We start from the raw sequence: 17430 nt of genomic DNA, 5'->3' as shown, positions 1-17430 counted from the left end.
CTCCTTTGCTGGTTTCAGTTGCTCAGACTGGTGAGGCCGTGCGCAGGAGCTCGCTCTCGCGTGCTATGCGCTCGAAAGTTTCGGCCACAGTCTTAATGCGATAGAGACGCTCCCCACCCTCGGCTGGCAGCAGCTGAACGATCTTGTAGGATCGCGCGGATGCCGGCACTCCGGTCTTGGAGGGGACAAAGTCGACCATCTGCCCCAGCTTGAACTTGTGAACGGGTGCGGGCCGTCTTGCCATAGCTCGTTGCTCCAAAGGTCAGCTTCATCGCGGTTGTCAGTGATCTTCGATAGCGAGGCGCTTCGAGAAAGCCGACGTCGGCAGGGATGCGGATGTGCGTGCGCGGTAGCGGATGGATTGGCTGCGAGAGGCGGGAATCGCGTCAACGTCCGCCTCAAGTGTCGCTATCGTCGGTTCGAGAAGATCGGCTTTGGAAATGCCGCTCGAGCGTTCCACGCAGGCTCCTCGCTTTTTAGGCGGGAGCACTCGTCGCTCTCAGTCACGAGCGCCCGGGGGTCGTAGCGCGTGATGAACGACCATAGCTCAAGGGTCGCCTCAAGTCGAATCCGCAGCACCGTTGGTGGCGTAGCAAGGCGGCTTGGCTGCAATGTTGCATGGCGGTTCGGCAGACGAGAAACTCTGGCGGAAAGCCTACAAACCCATGGCCGGCGCGGACGCGCTGAAGTCTCAAAGCCGTAGCCGCGAAATGTGCGAGTGGGACGAGTTTGCCCAGTCGACCACGCGGGCACGTGATGCCATTGGGAGAGCGCGATCAGGCCAACTTTCTCCTTTCCTCCTCTTGTCGGTGCCCGGCATCAACGCCAGGGAGCATCGTGACTGCTCGGAGCTTTGGACGCGCGACCGCGTGGCGGCAAGCTTGCCGGAGCGCGACCGGCTCGCGTTTCGACACGATAAGAGGACGCCGGACAAACTCCGCATCGGCTACCTGTCCAACGACTTTCATGAACACGCCACCTCGCGCCTGCTGATCGAGTCGATCGAGGCGCACGATCGGGAGCGGTTCGAGCTGCACGCCTTCTCGTTCGGCGTCGACGACGGGGGCGCGATGCGCCGTCGCCTCAGGACCGCGTTCGATGTCTTTCACGACGTGTCGGCCCTCGACGATGCAGAACTCGCCCAGGCTATCCATGGCGCCGGAATTGGCATCCTCGTCGATTTGAAGGGGTTTACGCGTGGCGCGCGGACCGGCGTGCTGATGCTGCGCCCGGCTCCCGTGCAAGTGAACTTTCTCGGCTACCCGGGAACGCTGGGCGGCGAGATTTGTGACTATCTCATCACTGACCGTTACATGACGCCGCTGGCGGCATCCTCGGACTACTCCGAGTCGTTTGCGTACATGCCGCATTCCTATCAGCCGCACGGCCGAAGCGAGCTGTTTGGAAAGACGCCGACGCGCGCTGAGGTCGGGCTGCCTGAAGCTGGCTTTGTCTTCTGTTGCTTCAATCAGGCCTACAAATTCACACCGCCGGTGTTCGATCTGTGGTGCCGCCTGCTGCAAGCCACGCCTGATAGTGTTCTGTGGTTGCTGTGCGCCGAGCAGGCGGAGGGCAATCTGCGCGGCGAGGCGTTGCGCCGGGGTGTGTCCCCCGACCGCCTCATCTTTGCACCCGATATGAGGCAGGGGGAGCACCTCCACCGGTTGCAACTCGCCGACCTCGTTCTCGACACCTCACCCTATGGTGCGCACACGACAGCAAGTGATGCTCTCTGGGCGGGCGTACCGGTTGTGACGTGCGCGGGAGAGACGTTCCCCTCGCGCGTTGCGGGAAGTCTGCTGCACGCGGTCGGACTGTCCGAATTGATCGCTACAAGCGAGGAGGATTACTTCGCGGTGGCTCTGACTCTGGCGGCCGACATCGAACTCTTCGAGGCCTGCAAGGCAAAGCTAGAGCGCAATCGCTTGACGACACCATTGTTCGACGTTGCAGCGTACACTGTGGCTCTGGAAGAGCTCTACACAGCGATGTGGCAGCGCCATAGCGATGGCATGCCTCACGCGCCCATCTGGACATCGAGGTCGTGATGGTCGGCCAGTCGTTTGCCAAGCCTACCGAAGCAGCATAAGGTTGCCGCATCGTAGGTATTTCGCCCCGCAGGCGCCTGCGACCGAGAGATGCTTGTGCTCCCGCCTGTATGGCAGAATAGGAGCGCACATGCGTCCAAAACACAGCAACCCTCAGATCTTCAATCTCGTGCTCGCCGTCTGCGAAGGCATAAAGATGCTGCGGGTGTCGACATCATGAGCCAGGATCGTGTCGCTCGGATATCAGCGCGCAAGCCGCGGCCGCTGTGGGTCGTACCGTTGGTCACTGCTTTGGTTTTCGTAGCAGTGGTCCTCGTTCTCTACCCGACGACGCCGGGTTAGGAGCGAGCGACATGACGTCGGTGAACATAACGGTTGCCGATATTGGCCCGAGCGATACCAATCAGGGATGGCGTTGGTCGGTGAACCGCGACGGCGAGGAAGTCGAATTCGGATTGGCTGCCGATCAGGACGCTGCCTACGCGGCGGCCAAGCCCCTCTTCGATAGGCTAAGGGCCGAGATGACGGATCACACGCGAAGGATGCCTGCTGCTCCGAAGTAGCCAGCGGTCCCCAGAAGTGCCATCGCCACCGAGCGGCGGTGGCTGATTAGCAGGTCTTGGTGTGCTGCCCTGTTGGGCCGTTGATCACCATCTGCGGTATGGTCTCCCTTGTCATCAGATCAGGTTCATTCGCGGCCCGTCACAACGGCGATGATGCGCGCCGAAGCTCGCTTTCCCTGGCGACGCGCTCGAACGCTTCGGCGATCGTCTTGATGCGATAGAGCTGCTCGCCGCCCTCGTTGGGAAGCACACGCAGCACCTTGTATGATCGCGCCGAGGCTGGAACGGCGCGACTGCCGGGCATGAAATCGACCATCTGTCCGACCTTGAAGCTGGCCACGCTGAACCTCCGCATCACTGCTCTCTTCCTTGGGCTATTCCGCCAAAGCCTCGTAGTAGGCGTAGAACCTGAAGCCCTGATCCGCGGGACGGTTCTGCCAGTTCGCGACGGCCATGCAGACAACCGGCCCGATCGTGCTCTCGACGACGATGATCTTGGAAATGTAGGCCGCATTGCCTGGGAGCATGCTTTTGCGCGGGACGGCGTAGACGCGACGCATAGGGGTGGTTTGCGAGGCGGCTGTCGTCGTGGCGGCTCGCGTCTCGACGATCTTTGAGCCCAGCGGCAGTTTCAGGCAGCTGACGACGCATGCGTTCGTCGGGTTCTCCCGCTCAGCTGCGGTATCGAAGAAGCCGCCAATCGGCCCCGCGTAGTCTGCCGCGGCCAGGTTTCCTTTAGCGGCGTACGCATTTGCGCCCGTCGTCGCCATTTCCTCGAGATTGCCGTCGCACCCAGCCATGCTTCCGCCCTCGGCGGTTATCTCAGCCTCAGCGCAGTGCGCGACTGGCTCCGCGGGGTAGCCATCGATGCCGGCGGTATCGCACGCTGCAACCGCGGGCGACTGAGGAGCGAACACCGCCACGAGCGCCAGAGCGATACAGGTCGAATTGGGAACTCGCAGGCGCGCTCGATCCGTGGAAGAAGCCGACGCAACGCTGCTGTCTGCACGAGACGATCGGTTGTAAGCCGACATTAGCTCCCCTCGCTGTTGAAGGCGGGAGCGCGCGCAGCTCTCAGCACGGAGGCCAAATTTAATTGTCCGTGATTTATTATATGTAGGGATAGAAAGGCGAAAAGTCCATTGCCACCGGATTTTCCACCGCGCGCATCCTTTTGAAAAGAAATATATTTGCAGCGACGCTTGCTTTTGCGACTGCAATCGGTCATGAATATCATTCGATTTGTGGCCGGATGACCGAGCCGCGGCGCATGGCGCCTCGCTTCCTTAGACCTACCATGCTTCGAAAAAAATAGGGCCGGCCGCGGCACGACCTGTCGCGCCGGCCCGTTAGCAATTCTTTCCGATTGAGGACTTTATGGATCACGGAACAGTCAAGTTCTACAACGCCCAGAAAGGCTATGGCTTCATTGCCCCGGCTAGCGGCAGCAAGGACGTTTTCATCCACGCGACCGCACTTGAGCGGGCCGGCATCAGCGGCTTGGCTGAAGGGCAGAAAGTTGCCTTCGATACGGCGGAAGACCGCAAGACCGGCAAGGTGTCGGTGCAGAACATCGAGCTCGCCTAACTGGGCTCGCGAGCGCTGGGCTCCGGCCGACGTCGCTTGCAATCGCTGCGGTCACTGCTTGGTTCCGAGCAGTGAACCGCTTCATTTAGAGGACTGCGCGCGCAAGTAGCCGGGCTGGCATCTGCTGACCCACGGTGGTCACCAGGCCATGCGCAATCAATGTGTCCAGAGCCTCGCGCCCCTGATCGGCGGTCAATCCCGTTTGCTGAGTGAGCGACAGCCAGGCACGTTCGTCGAATTCAATACCCGTTCCGTCACTCGCAGCGCGCGCGGCGATCCATGCCATCAGCGCAAGCGCATTGGTCTTGTGTGCTCCGAGTTCGCTGCCGCAAGCGAACCACTTTGACCACCGTGCAAAGTCGGACATGGCCTCACTTAAACTCTCAGAAATTGCTGGTTACAGCTCGGCGTCCTGCTACGAGCGCTTCATGGTGCCTATGGCGTCGAAGTCTGCAACGTCGCAGGCTAGGCCTACCGGTTGGCTAACGCTGTTGAGGACATGGGACAATGGCGCCTAATTGACCCAAGATCCAGAAGCGCTCGTCATGCCGGGGCACTCCACGCCATCATCTCATGACAGGATGCCGCGCGCCGGGGCTGCAGCCGAGGAGCTGCGAAGCTCTTCGTCAGAGAGGCACAAAGGGCGGCAACCAAAAACCAAACAGGAAGCAAATGGCGTTTATCGGCGCTCTGCACCGATGGGCGGCTTCTTCACGGGCATCGGGAGCAAGCCTTCGCGCTGAGCCTGCTTGCGCGCGGCCTTTTTGGCCCTGCGAATGGACTCTGCTTTTTCCCGGACACGTCTTTCTGATGGCTTCTCGAACGACCGGCGGCGCTTCATCTCGCGGAAGACGCCTTCGCGCTGAAGCTTCTTTTTCAAAACCCTTAGGGCTTGATCGACATTATTATCGCGGACGAGAACTTGCAGGGTGATTTCCTTTCCGTTGATGGTCAACGCTCAGCGCGAAGACGCCGGCAATTGTGCAAATGCTAGTCAGGGACGCGGGTTCGAGATGTCGGCGCGCTAGGTCGACGAGCGGTGCGCCACCGGCAGGCGCTGCTCAGTGGGCGATGAATCGGCCGCCATCTCGAGCCTATGACGGTCGCGCTCGCCGCCCCGTGCCGCATCGATTATGCGACGTGCAATGAAGAAGCGAACGGTAGGAGTGTCGTCCGACGGAAGAACGCGCCGCGCCATCGCCGCGTCGAAAGCAGCCACCATATTGCGAATAAGCGTAGGGTCGAAGTAGCACGCTGAGCTGACCATGAAGCCTCCTGCTTTTAGGCAGGAGCATCCAGCTCCCAGTCGTCAGCGGCCGGGCATCGTAGCCAACGATGCACCCTTCATAGAGCCTCGATTGCGCCGAGTCGACTCTTAGCGTGGTTATGGGGTTCCTCCCAGGCATCCCGCCTGGGCCTTGGGGATACGATCACCGTACCTAGCGTCGATGTGCTTCTGGATTAACGGCTTCTGGTGTGGAGCGGTGGGCGGCATTTTCGTCGAATAGGATGATACCGAGGAAGGCGAGCGAGATCGGCAGAAGGTACCAGGGGCCGACGACAAAGGTCGCATAGCCGATGGCCGCCCAGACACTCAGTTTGGCCAGGCGCCAATAGTTTGAGCCGTTGAGGGGGGTGCCGCGCCAGATGCGGGATGCCTCCGCCGCTGCAAAGATCGCCAGGCTCCACAGCACCGGCAGCAGCACATCAATTTGAAATGTGGCGCCGATGGCGAGCGAAATGGCTGCCCACAGGATTGAGACGAAGGCGGACTCCGTGATTTCGCGGTGAAGGACACTCTCCAGCACTATCGGTTCCCCGCAACTCGGAAGGCCAAGGTCCTTCAGTACCTTCCGAGGCACTCTTACAGAAATTGATATATGCAATCTGTGGCATTGATGTTTTTGATGATACGGGACGTCTGCGCCCGTAATGCAGGCCGCAGTCAGGCCGCGGGCGAGGGCGTTCGCGTCTGCTATTCGGCGGCCTCGCCCATCTTGAAGCGGTAAACCTCCTCCAGTTGCTTGGCGCCGGATATGCGAACGGCAAGGTCGCGGAGCAGTCCGTCATGCAACCCGTAGATCAGTCCGTGGACCGACAGCGGCTGCCCGCTGGTCCAAGCGTTCTGAACGATCGTCGTTTGGCAGACGTGCTTGACCTGCTCGACGACATTGAGCTCGCAAAGGCGATCTCGGCGTTGCTTCATATCTGCAATCTGTTCGAGCTCATCGCGATGGCGAACGTAGATGTCCTTGATGTTGCGAAGCCAATTGTCGATGAGGCCGTACTGACGCGTGCCGCATGCCGCGTCGACGCCGCCGCAACCATAGTGTCCGCAGACGATAACGTGCTCGACCTTCAAAACCTCGACCGCGAATTGCAGCACGGAGAGGCAACTCATGTCCGTGTGCACGACGAGGTTGGCGACGTTGCGGTGAACGAAGACTTCGCCCGGCTTGAGGCCGAGGATGTGATTTGCAGGCACGCGGCTGTCGGAGCACCCGATCCAAAGATACTTGGGCGATTGCTGCTCGGATAATCTCTCGAAGAATTGCGGGTCGGCAGCGAGGTTGGCCTCTGCCCAACGGCGATTGTTCTCGAACAGCTTTGCCAGTTCGGCCACTATTTCGTCCCTTCTGTTGGTTTCTGCGCCGGAAGGCAGCGGACCTGCCTCGTGGACCAATGGCCCTTGCAAACGGCATTGGCAAATTGAATAATCTTGGCCTCTACGATGAATTTTATTGATGGATGCCGGCGCCGATGCCCAAGACGCTCATCAATCTCGACGTCGATCTGCTGCGCACGTTCGTCACGATTGCCCACGCGGGCAGCTTCACGCGCGCGGCCGAGAGGCTTTTGCGTCAGCAGTCGACGATATCCCTACAGATCAAGCGGCTGGAGGATGCCCTCGGTCAGAGGCTTCTCGACCGGACGCCCCGCTCCGTACATTTGACCCCGGAAGGGGAGGCGGTTCTCGGCTATGCGCAGAGAATACTGGATCTCAATGACGAGATGGTCTCGCTGGTCATCGAGCCTCAGATGCAGGGCTCGATCCGGCTGGGCGTGCCGGAGGATTTTGCCACGCATCATATGAGCGGCATCCTCTCGCGTTTTGTGCAGGCGTACCCATCTGTTGCGCTCGAAGTGACCTGCGATTTGACTCTCAATCTTCTTGCGGGCTTCCGGGACGGAACTTTCGATATCGTGCTGGTGAAACGTGAGCAGGGTGCGGGCGCGCAGGGCGTGCGTGTGTGGCGCGAGCCGCTGGTGTGGGTCTCGGGTCATCACGACTTCATCGCTGGTGGGGGTCCGCTCCCACTCGTCGTGTCGCCGGAGCCTTGCGTCTACCGCAAGCGTGCAGTCGACGCTCTCAATCGCGCGCGTATGCGTTGGCGCGTCTCCTATACTTGCTCGTCGCTTGCCGGGACCCTTGCCGCTGTGCGTGCCGGGCTCGGGGTGGCTGTGCTGCCGCGCGAGATGGTTCCGCATGGCTTGCATGTCACGGACGGACAGCCGCTGCCTGAACTCAAGGACACCGAGATTGCACTCATGACCGTGCGCGCGTTGGCGGCGCCCGCCACGAAATTGCGCGATCATATTATCCGTTGTCTTGGGGATGGTCCCGAGCAGGCTCAGCGGCAAACGCTGACGGCGTAAACGTCGACCGCAACCGTCTCGGTGGTTGCGGCGCGATCGCCGATACCAGGGACTATTCTCGTCGTGCATGGGGAGCTTCGCGTGAACGCGACGGCATCAAGCCTTCGCGGCCGGCCGTCGCAAAAGGAAGCTATTGAGTAAATTGCGGCGCACCAAGTTTGTGCCTCTGTGAACGACTTTCTGAGAGAACCGCTGAACGGGATATTCTCTCTGGAGGTCGAGCGCACATGCCCTTTGCCACAAAGACAATCTCTGCAGCGATGCCCGTCTACGATGCCATTGTCATCGGGTCTGGTTACGGCGGCGGCGTGGCGGCCTGCCGGTTGGCGCGCATGGGATTTCAGGTGGCTGTGCTCGAGCAAGGCCGCCATTGGCGCCCGGGCGAGTTTCCGACGACGGCGAAGGCGCGCCGGCAGGCGACGCGACTGACAGGGCGGGCGCCGAAGCTCGGTGATCCAACAGGCCTCTATTACCTCTCGGTGGGCAAGGGACTGACCGTGTTCGGCGCGTCGGGGCTCGGCGGCGGCTCGCTGATCAACGCGGGGATTGCGCTGCGTCCGGATATGGCTCGGCTGCGCAAAGCTGGCTGGCCGGAGGCGGTGATTGAAGACGGCCTGTTCCAGCGGGGAATTGGGCTTGCCGAGGAGATGCTCGACGTCGCCCCCGTGCCAGGACCGGAGCGGTTCCCCAAGTATGCCGGGATGTGCCGAACTGCAGAAGCGTCGGGACGTTCGGCGCTGTTGCCGTCGATGACGATCTCTCATGTGCCGGGCGTGAACCACTCCGGCGTGAAGCAGAATGCGTGCGAGCACTGCGGAGACTGCTGGTCGGGTTGCAACGCGGGCGCAAAGAACACGATCGGTGTCACCTACGTCGCCGATGCGGTGAGTAATGGTGCGTCCGTGTTCTGTGAAAGCCGGGTGCAATCGATCGCAAAGACTGCGCGTGGCTGGGAAGTGGTCGTGGAGGACTTGTCGGCGCCGGGCGCCAGTGTCCGCCTGGAAGCGCCTATCGTGGTTCTGGCAGCGGGTACATTGGGGACCAATGAACTGCTGCTGAAGGCGCAGCAGCGAGGGCTCAGGCTTTCCAGCAGGCTTGGCCAGAATTTCTCGGCCAACGGTGACGACCTCGTCGTGGCGGGCAATCTCGATGTGCCGGTCAATGCCGTTGCCACCGGCTTTCCGTCACAGCGACCGGCAGGCGGCCGGCCTGTCGGTCCGCACAGCATGGCGATGATCGATCTGGGCGATGAGGATGGACCGGTATGGGTGCATGACGGCACGATGCTCACCATGATGGCTGCGCTCGCGCCGCTAAAGGAGTTGCTGCAGCTAAAGTTGGGTACAGCTTTCCAGCTGTTGTGGCAGGGCGTCTACGGCGACCGATTGAGCCGCGCACAGCTCCTCTATGTCGTCTCGCATGACGATGCCAGCGGCCGGTTGGTGCTGAAGAACGACAGCGTCGTGGTCGAATGGCCCGGTTACAGCGCGGCGCCGGAACGTTTGCGCGCAGAGCAGAAGGTCAAGGCGCTGATCGAAGCCATGGGTGGGGAGTTCAACGCCAACCCCTTCGCCATGACGGCTTTCGGTGGAAATAGAATCATTGCGCATCCGCTTGGCGGGTGCGGGATGGGTGAGAGCGTCGACGCCGGTGTCGTGGCGCCGGACGGACGCGTGTTCGATCCCGAGAAAGGGCCCCTTGGCGTGCACGAAGGGCTCTATGTGTGCGATGGGGCGGCGATTCCGACGGCGGTTGGTGTCAGTCCGCTGCTGACGATCACGGCACTTGCCGAGCGCGCCATGATCCTGGCGTCGCGGCAGCTCGGAAGAACGCTTGATACTGACATGCAGCCGCTTCTCCCGTTGCGCCGCGCCGCCATGTAGGCCGCGCTCGACCGATATTATGCGCGGTAGGCGGCACGCATCTTGCTGCTTCATCTCAGGGCTATGGAATTTGTGCGGGGTGTGTGGGGTTTCCTACAACAGGCACTCCGCTGGCTGGAGAGGCGCGCGGCATGGACGAGCTATTTGTCATTTGTTCCACCTTCGAGGTCGACGACGGCGGGGCACGCGGCTTCGTTCTGGCGCGCCCGGACGAGGCAGGCAGCAGCAAGCCCTGGCCGATTCTGGTCACGCGCAAGGGCAACAATTTCTATGGCTTCGAGAATGCCTGCCCAAACGATGCCGCACAGGTCGATATGGACAACGAGGGCAATTTCCTCGTGTGCGGAAAGTGCCGATCGCAGTTCGATATGGACACGGGCTATTCGTTCAGCGGGGCAAGTCAGGGAAAATCACTGACGGTGTTGAGGGTGGTGGTCGATGAAGGCGACGTATGCCTGACGGGCGTGAAGCTGGCCGAAGAGGACGGGCTCAATCTCGATGATTCGGAAGGCGCACCCGAGGTGATGATCACGGGTGATTAGGTCTGGCATTGCTGCGCCAACAGGCGGGGGTGCGCTCTGGGTCGCAGCGCCTAGCAGCAGTTTGCCAAGCGTCCCAAACCAGCATAGGTTGGCGGCATCGTAGGCATAGAGCCCGCAGGCGCCTGCGACCGAGAGATGCTTGTGCTCCCGCCTGTACGGCAGACCGGGAAACCAGATGCATCTCGGGCTAGACAGATTTCCACACGCTGCACTCATTAGCAGCTCCCGCCAATTTCTGTCGGCGACGCTGATGCGGTCGTTGTGAGCAGGGCCCCCCGAGGGGAAGACCCCAGCCACTGGGACACGCCCGCTTTGGGTCGGGCCCACTCGTTACAGCACTCGCTCTTGTTGCCGTTATCCTGGTGGTTTACCCAACGACGCCGGGGTAAGTGTGCGTGTATGTCATCGGCGTCCTAACGCTTCCTGCTCGATTGAATGAAACGGACCTGCCTGGAAGGCGAGGAATGCAAGCAGCACGATACACAGAACATCCGGGCTTCTTCACGAGGTCGGGGCCATTTCCTTTGCAGGTTATCGCTGCCAAGCTAGGCGCGGAACTGGAGCAACTCGCGGCGGGTTGCAGCGAGATTGAAGACGTCAAGCCGCTGGGTAGCGCGGGACCGCAGCATCTCGCCTTCTTCGACAATCCAAAATATATCGATCAACTCGCGGCGACCCATGCTGGCGGCTGTCTCGTTGCGCCGTCGTTTGCCGGCCGCGTGCCAGCGGATACTGCAATACTGAAGACCAAGACGCCCTACAGCGCCTTCGCTTTTGCTTTGCGTCTCTTTTATGCCGACGCGTTGCATCCGGTCGCCGCAAGACTAGAGGACGAGCGCGGGCGCGGCACACTTATTCATCCGACTGCGCGCATCGAGCAGGGCGTGAAGATCGAGCCGGGCGCGGTCATCGGGGCTGAGGCGCAGATCGGCTCGGGAACGACTGTGGCGGCTGGTGCTGTCGTGGGCTATCGCGTCGTGGTTGGATCGGATTGCTACATCGGACCGTGTGCGACGCTCATGCATTGTTTCATCGGCGATCGGACCATCCTGCATGCCGGCGTGCGCATCGGCCAGGACGGATTCGGCTTCGCCATGAGCTCGAAGGGGCACTTGAAGGTGCCGCAAGTCGGACGCGTGATCGTCGGCGACGATGTCGAGATCGGCGCCAATTCGGCAGTCGATCGCGGGGCGCTCAATGACACGATGATCGGCGAAGGTACCAAGATCGATAATCTCGTGCAGATCGGTCATAACGCCATTATCGGCCGCCATTGCGTTCTGGTGGCGCAGACGGGCATCGCTGGCTCAGCGCAACTTGGCGATTTCGTCGTCATGGGTGGTCATTCGGGCGTCGTCGGGCACGTCAAGATCGGTGACGGCGCGCAAATCGCGGGTATGGCGCATGTGAAGAACGACGTGCCGCCGGGGGCCCGCATGGGCGGAACCCCCGCAGTGCCGTTCAAGGAATGGGCGCGCGAGGTGGCGACGCTGAAACGACTGGCGGCTGCCAGCCGGAACGGGACGGGGAGCGCGTAGCGCAAGCAGGTGCTGGCCGCCCTAGTCAGCCTCAACGCGCGGTAACGGATAGTCGGTGCTGTCGTAGAGCGCCTGGATGTCGGCAAACTCGAAGCGCTCGTCGCCGACCTCCATGACGGTGCCACGCTGTAGCATCTGCGGGAGCTCCTCCACGGCGAAGCGGATAGCCTCAGCGCTGCTCGTGAAGCGGCGATAGCTCATAGGGCCTTTGCCCTTGCGAAAGCTGCCGCTCGAGTAGATTTCGGCTGGTGCCTCGAACGCGAATTTGCTGCCGGTTGGCTCCATGCTCATTCCCAGTTTCTATTCTGGATGGGACGTGGACGGGCTGGCGTGCTTGCCTGGGCGGTATGCTTTTCGCAATACGGGTGGCCATCGCTCGCGTGCTCTCCACAGAAGTGGAAGCCGGGAATTTGGGGATCGCCGATCGGCCACCGGCAGTCATTGGTGCCCAGCGTTGCAACCGTCTTGCGAGCGGCTGCCTTCTTGTCTTTCAAAACCGTGACGTCATGGGGCATTTCAGTTGTGCTTTCCATTGGTTTGCGCGCTCGGCCGACGAGGGCGCTTTAGAGTGGCGATGACGTCTGTACGAGCTCGCTTTCGCGTGCGACGCGCTCGAAGGCCTCGTTGATCGTCTTGATGCGATAGAGCTGTTCGCCGCCTTCATTGGGCAGCACGCGCAGTACCTTGTAGGAACGTACCGAGGCGGGGACTGCGCGGCTGGTCGGCATGAAGTCCGCCATCTGCCCAACCTTGAACTTAGCCATGCACTGCCTCCGATGACGCCGCAGAGTTGCAAAGATCCAGGGCGGCGACCGCACTGTCGACCCCAGAGGGGGATGCTTTGCAGATGTGTCGCCGCGGATGTCCGGCGGCGCAGAACGGCTGTTTGGTCGCTGAGAGTGGCTGCACCAATCGCTTCCTCGCTTTGAAAGGCGGGAGCGCGCAAAGCTCTCAGCACGGAAGCCCAAATGATTTGTCCGTGATGCGATAAATATAGGTAACTGCGCACTGTTTGTCCATCGCAGCGGCCTTTACCAACCTTTGCGCGGAAATATATTAAGCCCTGAGGCTTGCGCGGATGGCTGCAATCCGGCATGGATTGCTATCGACTTGTGGCCGGATGACCGAGCGGTGGCGTTTGATGCCAAGCACAACGCCTCGCTTCCTTTGACCTTCCATTTTTCGAAAACATTGGGCCGGTTGCGACACGGCGTGTCGTGCCGGTCCGTTAGTATCGCTACCGACTGAGGACGTCATGGATAACGGAACAGTGAAATTCTACAACGCGCAGAAGGGCTACGGCTTCATTGCGCCTGATAACGGCAGCAAGGACGTGTTCGTGCATGCGTCTGCACTCGAGCGGGCTGGGATCGGCGGCCTCGCCGAAGGTCAGAAGGTCTCGTTCGACACGGCCGAGGACCGCAGAAGCGGCAAGATCGCGGTGCAGAACATCGAGCTCGCGTAAGAACATCGGAGCGCGAGCGGGCTATCGAGTTTCGCTCGCGTTCCTCAATGGCTTGGCATCAAGACGTTGCGCTTGATCCATGTGCGCTCGACATGAGCGCTGTCCATCGTCGCCGTCGTCGCCATTTTTTCGGACGGCACACCCATTCCGCGATCGTCATCGCGGTGGCGCTGCTTTAACCCATAGTGCTTTTTGAACGCTGCCGTTGTACGTCGGGCGACGCTTGTCGAATGCGATGTGACGGGTAGCGCGCGCTGCAGGTTCGCGGATAGGAGAGGAACAATGGCTCGCAAGCCTTCTAAGGCCCAATCCGAGTTCGTGCTTTTCGATGTCTACTACGAGGACGGGGCGCGCACTTCCAACCGCAAGGTGCCGAGTTCCGAACTCGGCGGCTTTGAAGGCGATGAGCCTGCCAGGGCCATCATCGAGGCGCAGGACGCCGAGATCGCCGAGCGGTCTGGCGTGAGCCGGGGGCGGATCAAGCTGATCGAGAGAGCCGGCGCTAAGGCGAAAGCGAAGGCGAAGTGAGGCCGGTGCCGTCAATCAGTTGTCGGCATTCGACTGCATATCTTCGGCACTGTTCGTTCTGGCAAGCTGATTGAGGAAGGCTGCGCGGCTGACAGGGCGCGGCCCGTGAACCAGCTGCACGGAGTTGCTCTCCACTTCATCGCTACTGGGTGCGCTGCGGCTGATTGGCCGGGGTGGAGAACGCAACATAACCATTTCACTGGCGAGTGAAGGCGATACGGCGAGTTGCGGCTTCGGCACCGATGCGATCTCGGGTGCGGAGGTGCTCTCGGGGACGGCGGCGAACATCTCGTCGTCGGCGCGGGTATCGAAGCGTTCGTGCGCGACGACGAGTGCGCGGTCGACCGTCTCGAACTTTCCTATGTGGCCGGGCACCTTTACGTAGGCACGGCGGCGCACGTAACTGGCTTCGGCTTTGGTCGGTGACTGCAGCACGGTGATGACGAGCGAGGCGACGCCCCGTTTGCGGAACCCGAGCTTTTCGGCGGCGGCGCGCGAGACGTCGAGTTTGCGCTTGCCGCTGTAGGGGCCGGCGTTGGTGATGCGCAGCACGGAGGCGTCACCGGTGTCGGGGTTGTAGGCGAGGATGACGGTGCCGTCGGGGAGCAGCGGGCTTGCGGCGTTGTCGGGAAGATCGGCGCGGAATACGGCGCCGGAACTGGTCAGGCCGCACGGGTTCAAGGGGTCGCGCTCGCAGCTGTCGTAGTAGGATGCGAGCACGTAGCCGCGCCAGCCGACGAGGGTATCGGTCTGCGCCAATGTGCCGACGCGGTGGCAGTAGCCGTGGAAGCAGTAGCGGCTGCCGGGCGATTTGGCCTCGGCTACCGGCGGTGTGATGGCCATGCCGGTGAAAATCAATGCGGCGACGGCGGACAAAGCCGGTAGCGGGCGCCAGCAACGGGTCGCGATCTTCGAGGCTGCAGAGCGCAGCAGGTACGTCTTCCGGGGCATGTGGGGCCGGTCGATTCGCTGAAGTCAGTGTTCCACTTGCGAAAGAACCGTGGCAATTGTTTGAGCAGGGCCCATCAGAAGGCGGCTTCTGCCCGTTCCAATGCCTATTTGAGTTTGCCGGGACAGGGTTTGGTGTACTTGCGCGGGCGATTTCGTTGCTGGATATAGCGGCCATGAATTTCGCAGACGCGCTTCCCATCGATGCCGTTCTGGATGATGTCCGCCGCACTCTTTCGGCGCGGGCGTCGGCCGTGGTTGTCGCGCCACCGGGGGCAGGCAAGACAACGCGCGTTCCCCTGGCCCTGATGAACGAAGGCTGGCTGAAGGGCCGCAAAATCCTGGTGCTGGAGCCGCGCCGGATCGCAGCGCGTGCTGCGGCCGAACGCATGGCGCAGTCTCTGGCCGAGACTGTCGGAGAGACGATCGGGGTGCGCGCACGCATGGTCTCAAAGTCGGGACCGAAGACGCGCATCGAGGTTGTCACGGAAGGCGTCTTCACGCGCATGATTCTCGATGATCCCGAGTTGCACGGGATTGGCGCAGTGCTGTTCGACGAGTTCCATGAGCGTTCGCTCGATGCCGATGTCGGACTGGCGTTCGCGCTCGACGCTCAGGGCGCGCTGCGCGATGACCTGCGCATCCTGGCGATGTCGGCAACGCTCGATGGCGCGCGGGTTGCGGAACTGTTCGGTGGTGCGGAGGTGATCGTCAGTGAGGGCAGGGCGTTTCCGGTGGAGACGCGGTACCTCGGGCGCGATGCAAATGCGCGCATCGAGGATCAGGCGGTGGATGCTGTGATGCTTGCGCTGCGCCAGGAGACGGGATCTATCCTCGTGTTTCTGCCGGGGCAGGGTGAAATTCGCCGGGTCGAGGAGCGACTGAGGGAGCGGATCAGCGATCCTGCCATCATGGTGGCGCCGCTCTATGGCGCGATGGATATGCGGGCACAGGATCTCGCGCTGCAGCCGGCTGCCAAAGGGCAGCGCAAGGTGGTGCTGGCGACGTCGATTGCCGAGACGTCGATCACCATTGAGGGGGTGCGAGTCGTTATCGACAGCGGCCTTGCGCGCGTGCCGCGGTTCGAGCCGGATGTCGGCGTAACGCGGCTTGAAACCGTGCGCGTGTCGCGGGCCGGCGCCGACCAGCGCAGAGGGCGCGCGGGGCGAACGGAGCCCGGCGTTTGTTACCGCTTATGGGACGAGCCGCAGACGCAGAGTCTGCCCGCGTATCCCGAGGCGGAAATCCGTTCTGCGGATCTTTCAGCGTTGCTGCTCGACTGTGCCGAGTGGGGTGCGGGCGATCCACGCTCGCTGCGCTGGCTCGATCCGTTGCCCATCGCGGCTATCGATGCAGCGCGCGATGAACTGATGGAGCTGGCGGCGCTCGATGCGGAGGGGCGTATTACCGCAATGGGGCGGCGGTTGCGGTCGCTGCCGTTGCCGCCACGTCTTGCACGCATGGTGATCAGCGCGGCAGAGCGCGGCCACGCGGAGGAAGCGGCGGAAATCGCGGCGGTGATCGTCGAGCGCGGGCTCGGCGGCAATGACGTCGATCTGGTACAGCGGTTGGAGGGGTTTCGCCGAGATCGCACGCGCCGCGCAAACGACATGCGCAAACTGGCGGCGAATTGGGCGCGGATCGCGGCAAAGGGCGCCGGTCCTCTCCGGGCGCGCGAGGATATGTCCGTTGCGCAATTGCTGGCGCTCGCGTTCCCCGAGCGGATCGGCAAGTCGCGCGGCGGCGGCGGGCAATTTCTGCTGGCGAATGGACGCGGCGCGAATGTCGAGCCGACGCATCCATTGGCGCGGTCGCAGTTCATCATCGCGGCAGAGCTGTCGGGCAAGGCTGCGTCGACGCGCATTCTGCTGGCGGCCGCTGCGGATGAGGCAGAGGTGATGGCCGCCGCCGGGGGGCGCATCCGCGAGAGCGATGAGATTGAATTCGATGTGCAGGCGGCGGCGCTGAGATCGCGCCGGGTGCGCCGCCTCGAAGCAATCGTGCTGGCCAACGAGACGCGCGCACTGGTGGGGAATGATGAAACCGCGCGGTTGCTCGCCGAGGGGATGGCGCGATTGGGCATAGACCGCCTGCCATGGAGCAAAGCGCAATTGCAGTTGCGCGATCGGGTGGGGTTCCTGCGGGCTGCGGGCGAGGACGCTTGGCCCGACCTGACCGATGCGGGTCTTTCCGTTGCGATTGCGGATTGGCTGGCGCCGTTTCTCACGGGCAAGACGAAGCTTACCGAGATCGGCGCTGACGATCTTGGCGCGGCGCTCGATACGCTGCTGCCGTGGCATCTGAAGCAACGTCTCGATGGGGAGGCGCCAACGCATTTCGAAGCGCCGACCGGCAATCGGCACGCGATCGACTACGAGAGCGCGGGGGCGCCGGCGCTGCATGTGCGCGTGCAGGAGCTGTTTGGCGTGACGCAGCATCCATCGATTGCAGACGGCAAGCTGCCGCTGACGCTGCATCTGTTATCGCCCGCGCACCGGCCCATCCAGATCACGCGCGATCTTCCCGGCTTCTGGAAGGGCTCGTGGGCTGCGGTGCAGGCAGAGATGAAGGGACGCTATCCGCGCCATCCTTGGCCGGACGATCCGGCGTCGGCGCCCGCGACCGCACGGGCCAAGCCGCGGCGATCCTAGTCGGCAGCGCAGCAGCGCGC

The 17430-nt window shown here is 62.2% G+C and carries 23 protein-coding genes; 10 read left to right on the top strand and 13 right to left on the bottom strand.

The genetic code is table 11. The features are described from left to right. Positions 1–22: 22 nt before the first annotated feature. A complete protein-coding gene (locus ACP15D_RS04325; protein WP_424956326.1) occupies positions 23–244 on the bottom strand; it encodes a hypothetical protein in 222 nt (73 codons plus the stop codon). Between the two features lie 36 nt (positions 245–280). Continuing rightward, the gene (locus tag ACP15D_RS04320; protein ID WP_424956325.1) at positions 281–460 is read right to left on the bottom strand and encodes a hypothetical protein; all 180 of its coding nucleotides are present in this window, start codon (positions 458–460) and stop codon (positions 281–283) included. Positions 461–710: 250 nt separating this feature from the next. Here ACP15D_RS04320 and ACP15D_RS04315 point away from each other — a divergent pair, with 250 nt between their 5' ends. Further along, positions 711–2048, top strand: coding sequence for a UDP-N-acetylglucosamine-peptide N-acetylglucosaminyltransferase (locus ACP15D_RS04315; protein ID WP_424959168.1), 1338 nt, complete (start codon positions 711–713; stop codon positions 2046–2048). A 353-nt stretch (positions 2049–2401) separates the two neighbouring features. Beyond that, positions 2402–2611 (top strand): hypothetical protein, encoded by a 210-nt coding sequence (locus ACP15D_RS04310; RefSeq protein ID WP_424956324.1) that lies wholly within the window; start codon positions 2402–2404, stop codon positions 2609–2611. A 139-nt stretch (positions 2612–2750) separates the two neighbouring features. Here ACP15D_RS04310 and ACP15D_RS04305 read toward each other — a convergent pair whose 3' ends face one another. Both ACP15D_RS04305 and ACP15D_RS04300 read right to left on the bottom strand, forming a co-directional pair. Beyond that, positions 2751–2966, bottom strand: a complete 216-nt coding sequence (locus tag ACP15D_RS04305; protein WP_424956323.1) for a hypothetical protein — start codon at positions 2964–2966, stop codon at positions 2751–2753. 19 nt (positions 2967–2985) lie between these two features. Next, complete coding sequence (locus ACP15D_RS04300; RefSeq protein ID WP_424956322.1) at positions 2986–3645, bottom strand: hypothetical protein; 660 nt, start codon at positions 3643–3645, stop codon at positions 2986–2988. Between the two features lie 343 nt (positions 3646–3988). Here ACP15D_RS04300 and ACP15D_RS04295 point away from each other — a divergent pair, with 343 nt between their 5' ends. Continuing rightward, a complete protein-coding gene (locus ACP15D_RS04295; RefSeq protein ID WP_072374248.1) occupies positions 3989–4198 on the top strand; it encodes a cold-shock protein in 210 nt (69 codons plus the stop codon). A gap of 85 nt (positions 4199–4283) precedes the next feature. Here the strand turns inward: ACP15D_RS04295 and ACP15D_RS04290 are convergent, their stop codons facing one another. From ACP15D_RS04290 to can, 5 genes are all read right to left on the bottom strand, one after another. Then, entirely contained in the window at positions 4284–4565 is a 282-nt protein-coding gene (locus tag ACP15D_RS04290) for a hypothetical protein (protein WP_424956321.1), read from the bottom strand. A 312-nt stretch (positions 4566–4877) separates the two neighbouring features. Further along, on the bottom strand, positions 4878–5126 hold the full coding sequence (rpsU, locus tag ACP15D_RS04285; protein WP_424959167.1) for a 30S ribosomal protein S21: 249 nt from the start codon (positions 5124–5126) through the stop codon (positions 4878–4880). 96 nt (positions 5127–5222) lie between these two features. After that, positions 5223–5465 (bottom strand): hypothetical protein, encoded by a 243-nt coding sequence (locus ACP15D_RS04280; protein ID WP_424956320.1) that lies wholly within the window; start codon positions 5463–5465, stop codon positions 5223–5225. A 172-nt stretch (positions 5466–5637) separates the two neighbouring features. After that, the gene (locus ACP15D_RS04275; protein ID WP_424956319.1) at positions 5638–6006 is read right to left on the bottom strand and encodes a hypothetical protein; all 369 of its coding nucleotides are present in this window, start codon (positions 6004–6006) and stop codon (positions 5638–5640) included. A 167-nt stretch (positions 6007–6173) separates the two neighbouring features. Next, complete coding sequence (gene can / locus ACP15D_RS04270) at positions 6174–6821, bottom strand: carbonate dehydratase (protein WP_424956318.1); 648 nt, start codon at positions 6819–6821, stop codon at positions 6174–6176. Between the two features lie 137 nt (positions 6822–6958). Between can and ACP15D_RS04265 the strand changes: the two genes are divergently transcribed. From ACP15D_RS04265 to lpxD, 4 genes are all read left to right on the top strand, one after another. Continuing rightward, positions 6959–7855 (top strand): LysR substrate-binding domain-containing protein, encoded by an 897-nt coding sequence (locus ACP15D_RS04265; RefSeq protein WP_424956317.1) that lies wholly within the window; start codon positions 6959–6961, stop codon positions 7853–7855. A gap of 227 nt (positions 7856–8082) precedes the next feature. Next, on the top strand, positions 8083–9738 hold the full coding sequence (locus tag ACP15D_RS04260) for a GMC family oxidoreductase N-terminal domain-containing protein (protein WP_424956316.1): 1656 nt from the start codon (positions 8083–8085) through the stop codon (positions 9736–9738). A gap of 131 nt (positions 9739–9869) precedes the next feature. Then, on the top strand, positions 9870–10280 hold the full coding sequence (locus ACP15D_RS04255; RefSeq protein WP_424956315.1) for a Rieske (2Fe-2S) protein: 411 nt from the start codon (positions 9870–9872) through the stop codon (positions 10278–10280). Positions 10281–10744: 464 nt separating this feature from the next. After that, positions 10745–11818 carry a UDP-3-O-(3-hydroxymyristoyl)glucosamine N-acyltransferase gene (gene lpxD, locus ACP15D_RS04250; protein WP_424956314.1) on the top strand — a complete coding sequence of 358 codons (1074 nt, stop codon included), beginning with the start codon at positions 10745–10747 and terminating at the stop codon, positions 11816–11818. Between the two features lie 21 nt (positions 11819–11839). Here the strand turns inward: lpxD and ACP15D_RS04245 are convergent, their stop codons facing one another. From ACP15D_RS04245 to ACP15D_RS04235, 3 genes are read right to left on the bottom strand one after another with little or no spacing between them, the layout of a single operon-like run. After that, the gene (locus tag ACP15D_RS04245) at positions 11840–12109 is read right to left on the bottom strand and encodes a hypothetical protein (protein ID WP_424956313.1); all 270 of its coding nucleotides are present in this window, start codon (positions 12107–12109) and stop codon (positions 11840–11842) included. Beyond that, positions 12106–12333 (bottom strand): GcrA family cell cycle regulator, encoded by a 228-nt coding sequence (locus ACP15D_RS04240; protein WP_424956312.1) that lies wholly within the window; start codon positions 12331–12333, stop codon positions 12106–12108. The genes ACP15D_RS04245 and ACP15D_RS04240 overlap by 4 nt, the downstream gene beginning before the upstream one ends. 48 nt (positions 12334–12381) lie before the next feature. After that, complete coding sequence (locus ACP15D_RS04235; RefSeq protein ID WP_424956311.1) at positions 12382–12582, bottom strand: hypothetical protein; 201 nt, start codon at positions 12580–12582, stop codon at positions 12382–12384. 491 nt (positions 12583–13073) lie between these two features. Between ACP15D_RS04235 and ACP15D_RS04230 the strand changes: the two genes are divergently transcribed. Then, positions 13074–13283 (top strand): cold-shock protein, encoded by a 210-nt coding sequence (locus ACP15D_RS04230; protein WP_072374215.1) that lies wholly within the window; start codon positions 13074–13076, stop codon positions 13281–13283. Positions 13284–13565: 282 nt separating this feature from the next. Continuing rightward, on the top strand, positions 13566–13811 hold the full coding sequence (locus tag ACP15D_RS04225; protein WP_424956310.1) for a hypothetical protein: 246 nt from the start codon (positions 13566–13568) through the stop codon (positions 13809–13811). 15 nt (positions 13812–13826) lie between these two features. On the opposite strand, the gene ACP15D_RS04220 is transcribed toward ACP15D_RS04225, so the two are convergent. Beyond that, positions 13827–14762 (bottom strand): RlpA-like double-psi beta-barrel domain-containing protein, encoded by a 936-nt coding sequence (locus tag ACP15D_RS04220; RefSeq protein WP_424956309.1) that lies wholly within the window; start codon positions 14760–14762, stop codon positions 13827–13829. Between the two features lie 173 nt (positions 14763–14935). Here ACP15D_RS04220 and hrpB point away from each other — a divergent pair, with 173 nt between their 5' ends. Next, positions 14936–17410, top strand: a complete 2475-nt coding sequence (gene hrpB / locus ACP15D_RS04215) for an ATP-dependent helicase HrpB (protein WP_424956308.1) — start codon at positions 14936–14938, stop codon at positions 17408–17410. The last annotated feature ends 20 nt before the right edge of the window (positions 17411–17430 follow it).

Source organism: Hyphomicrobium sp. 1Nfss2.1 (assembly GCF_965243865.1).
In the GTDB taxonomy this organism is placed as follows: Bacteria; Pseudomonadota; Alphaproteobacteria; order Rhizobiales; family Hyphomicrobiaceae; genus Hyphomicrobium_A.
Note: the sequence above shows the minus strand (reverse complement) of the source record. Positions and strands in the feature narration are given on the sequence as shown.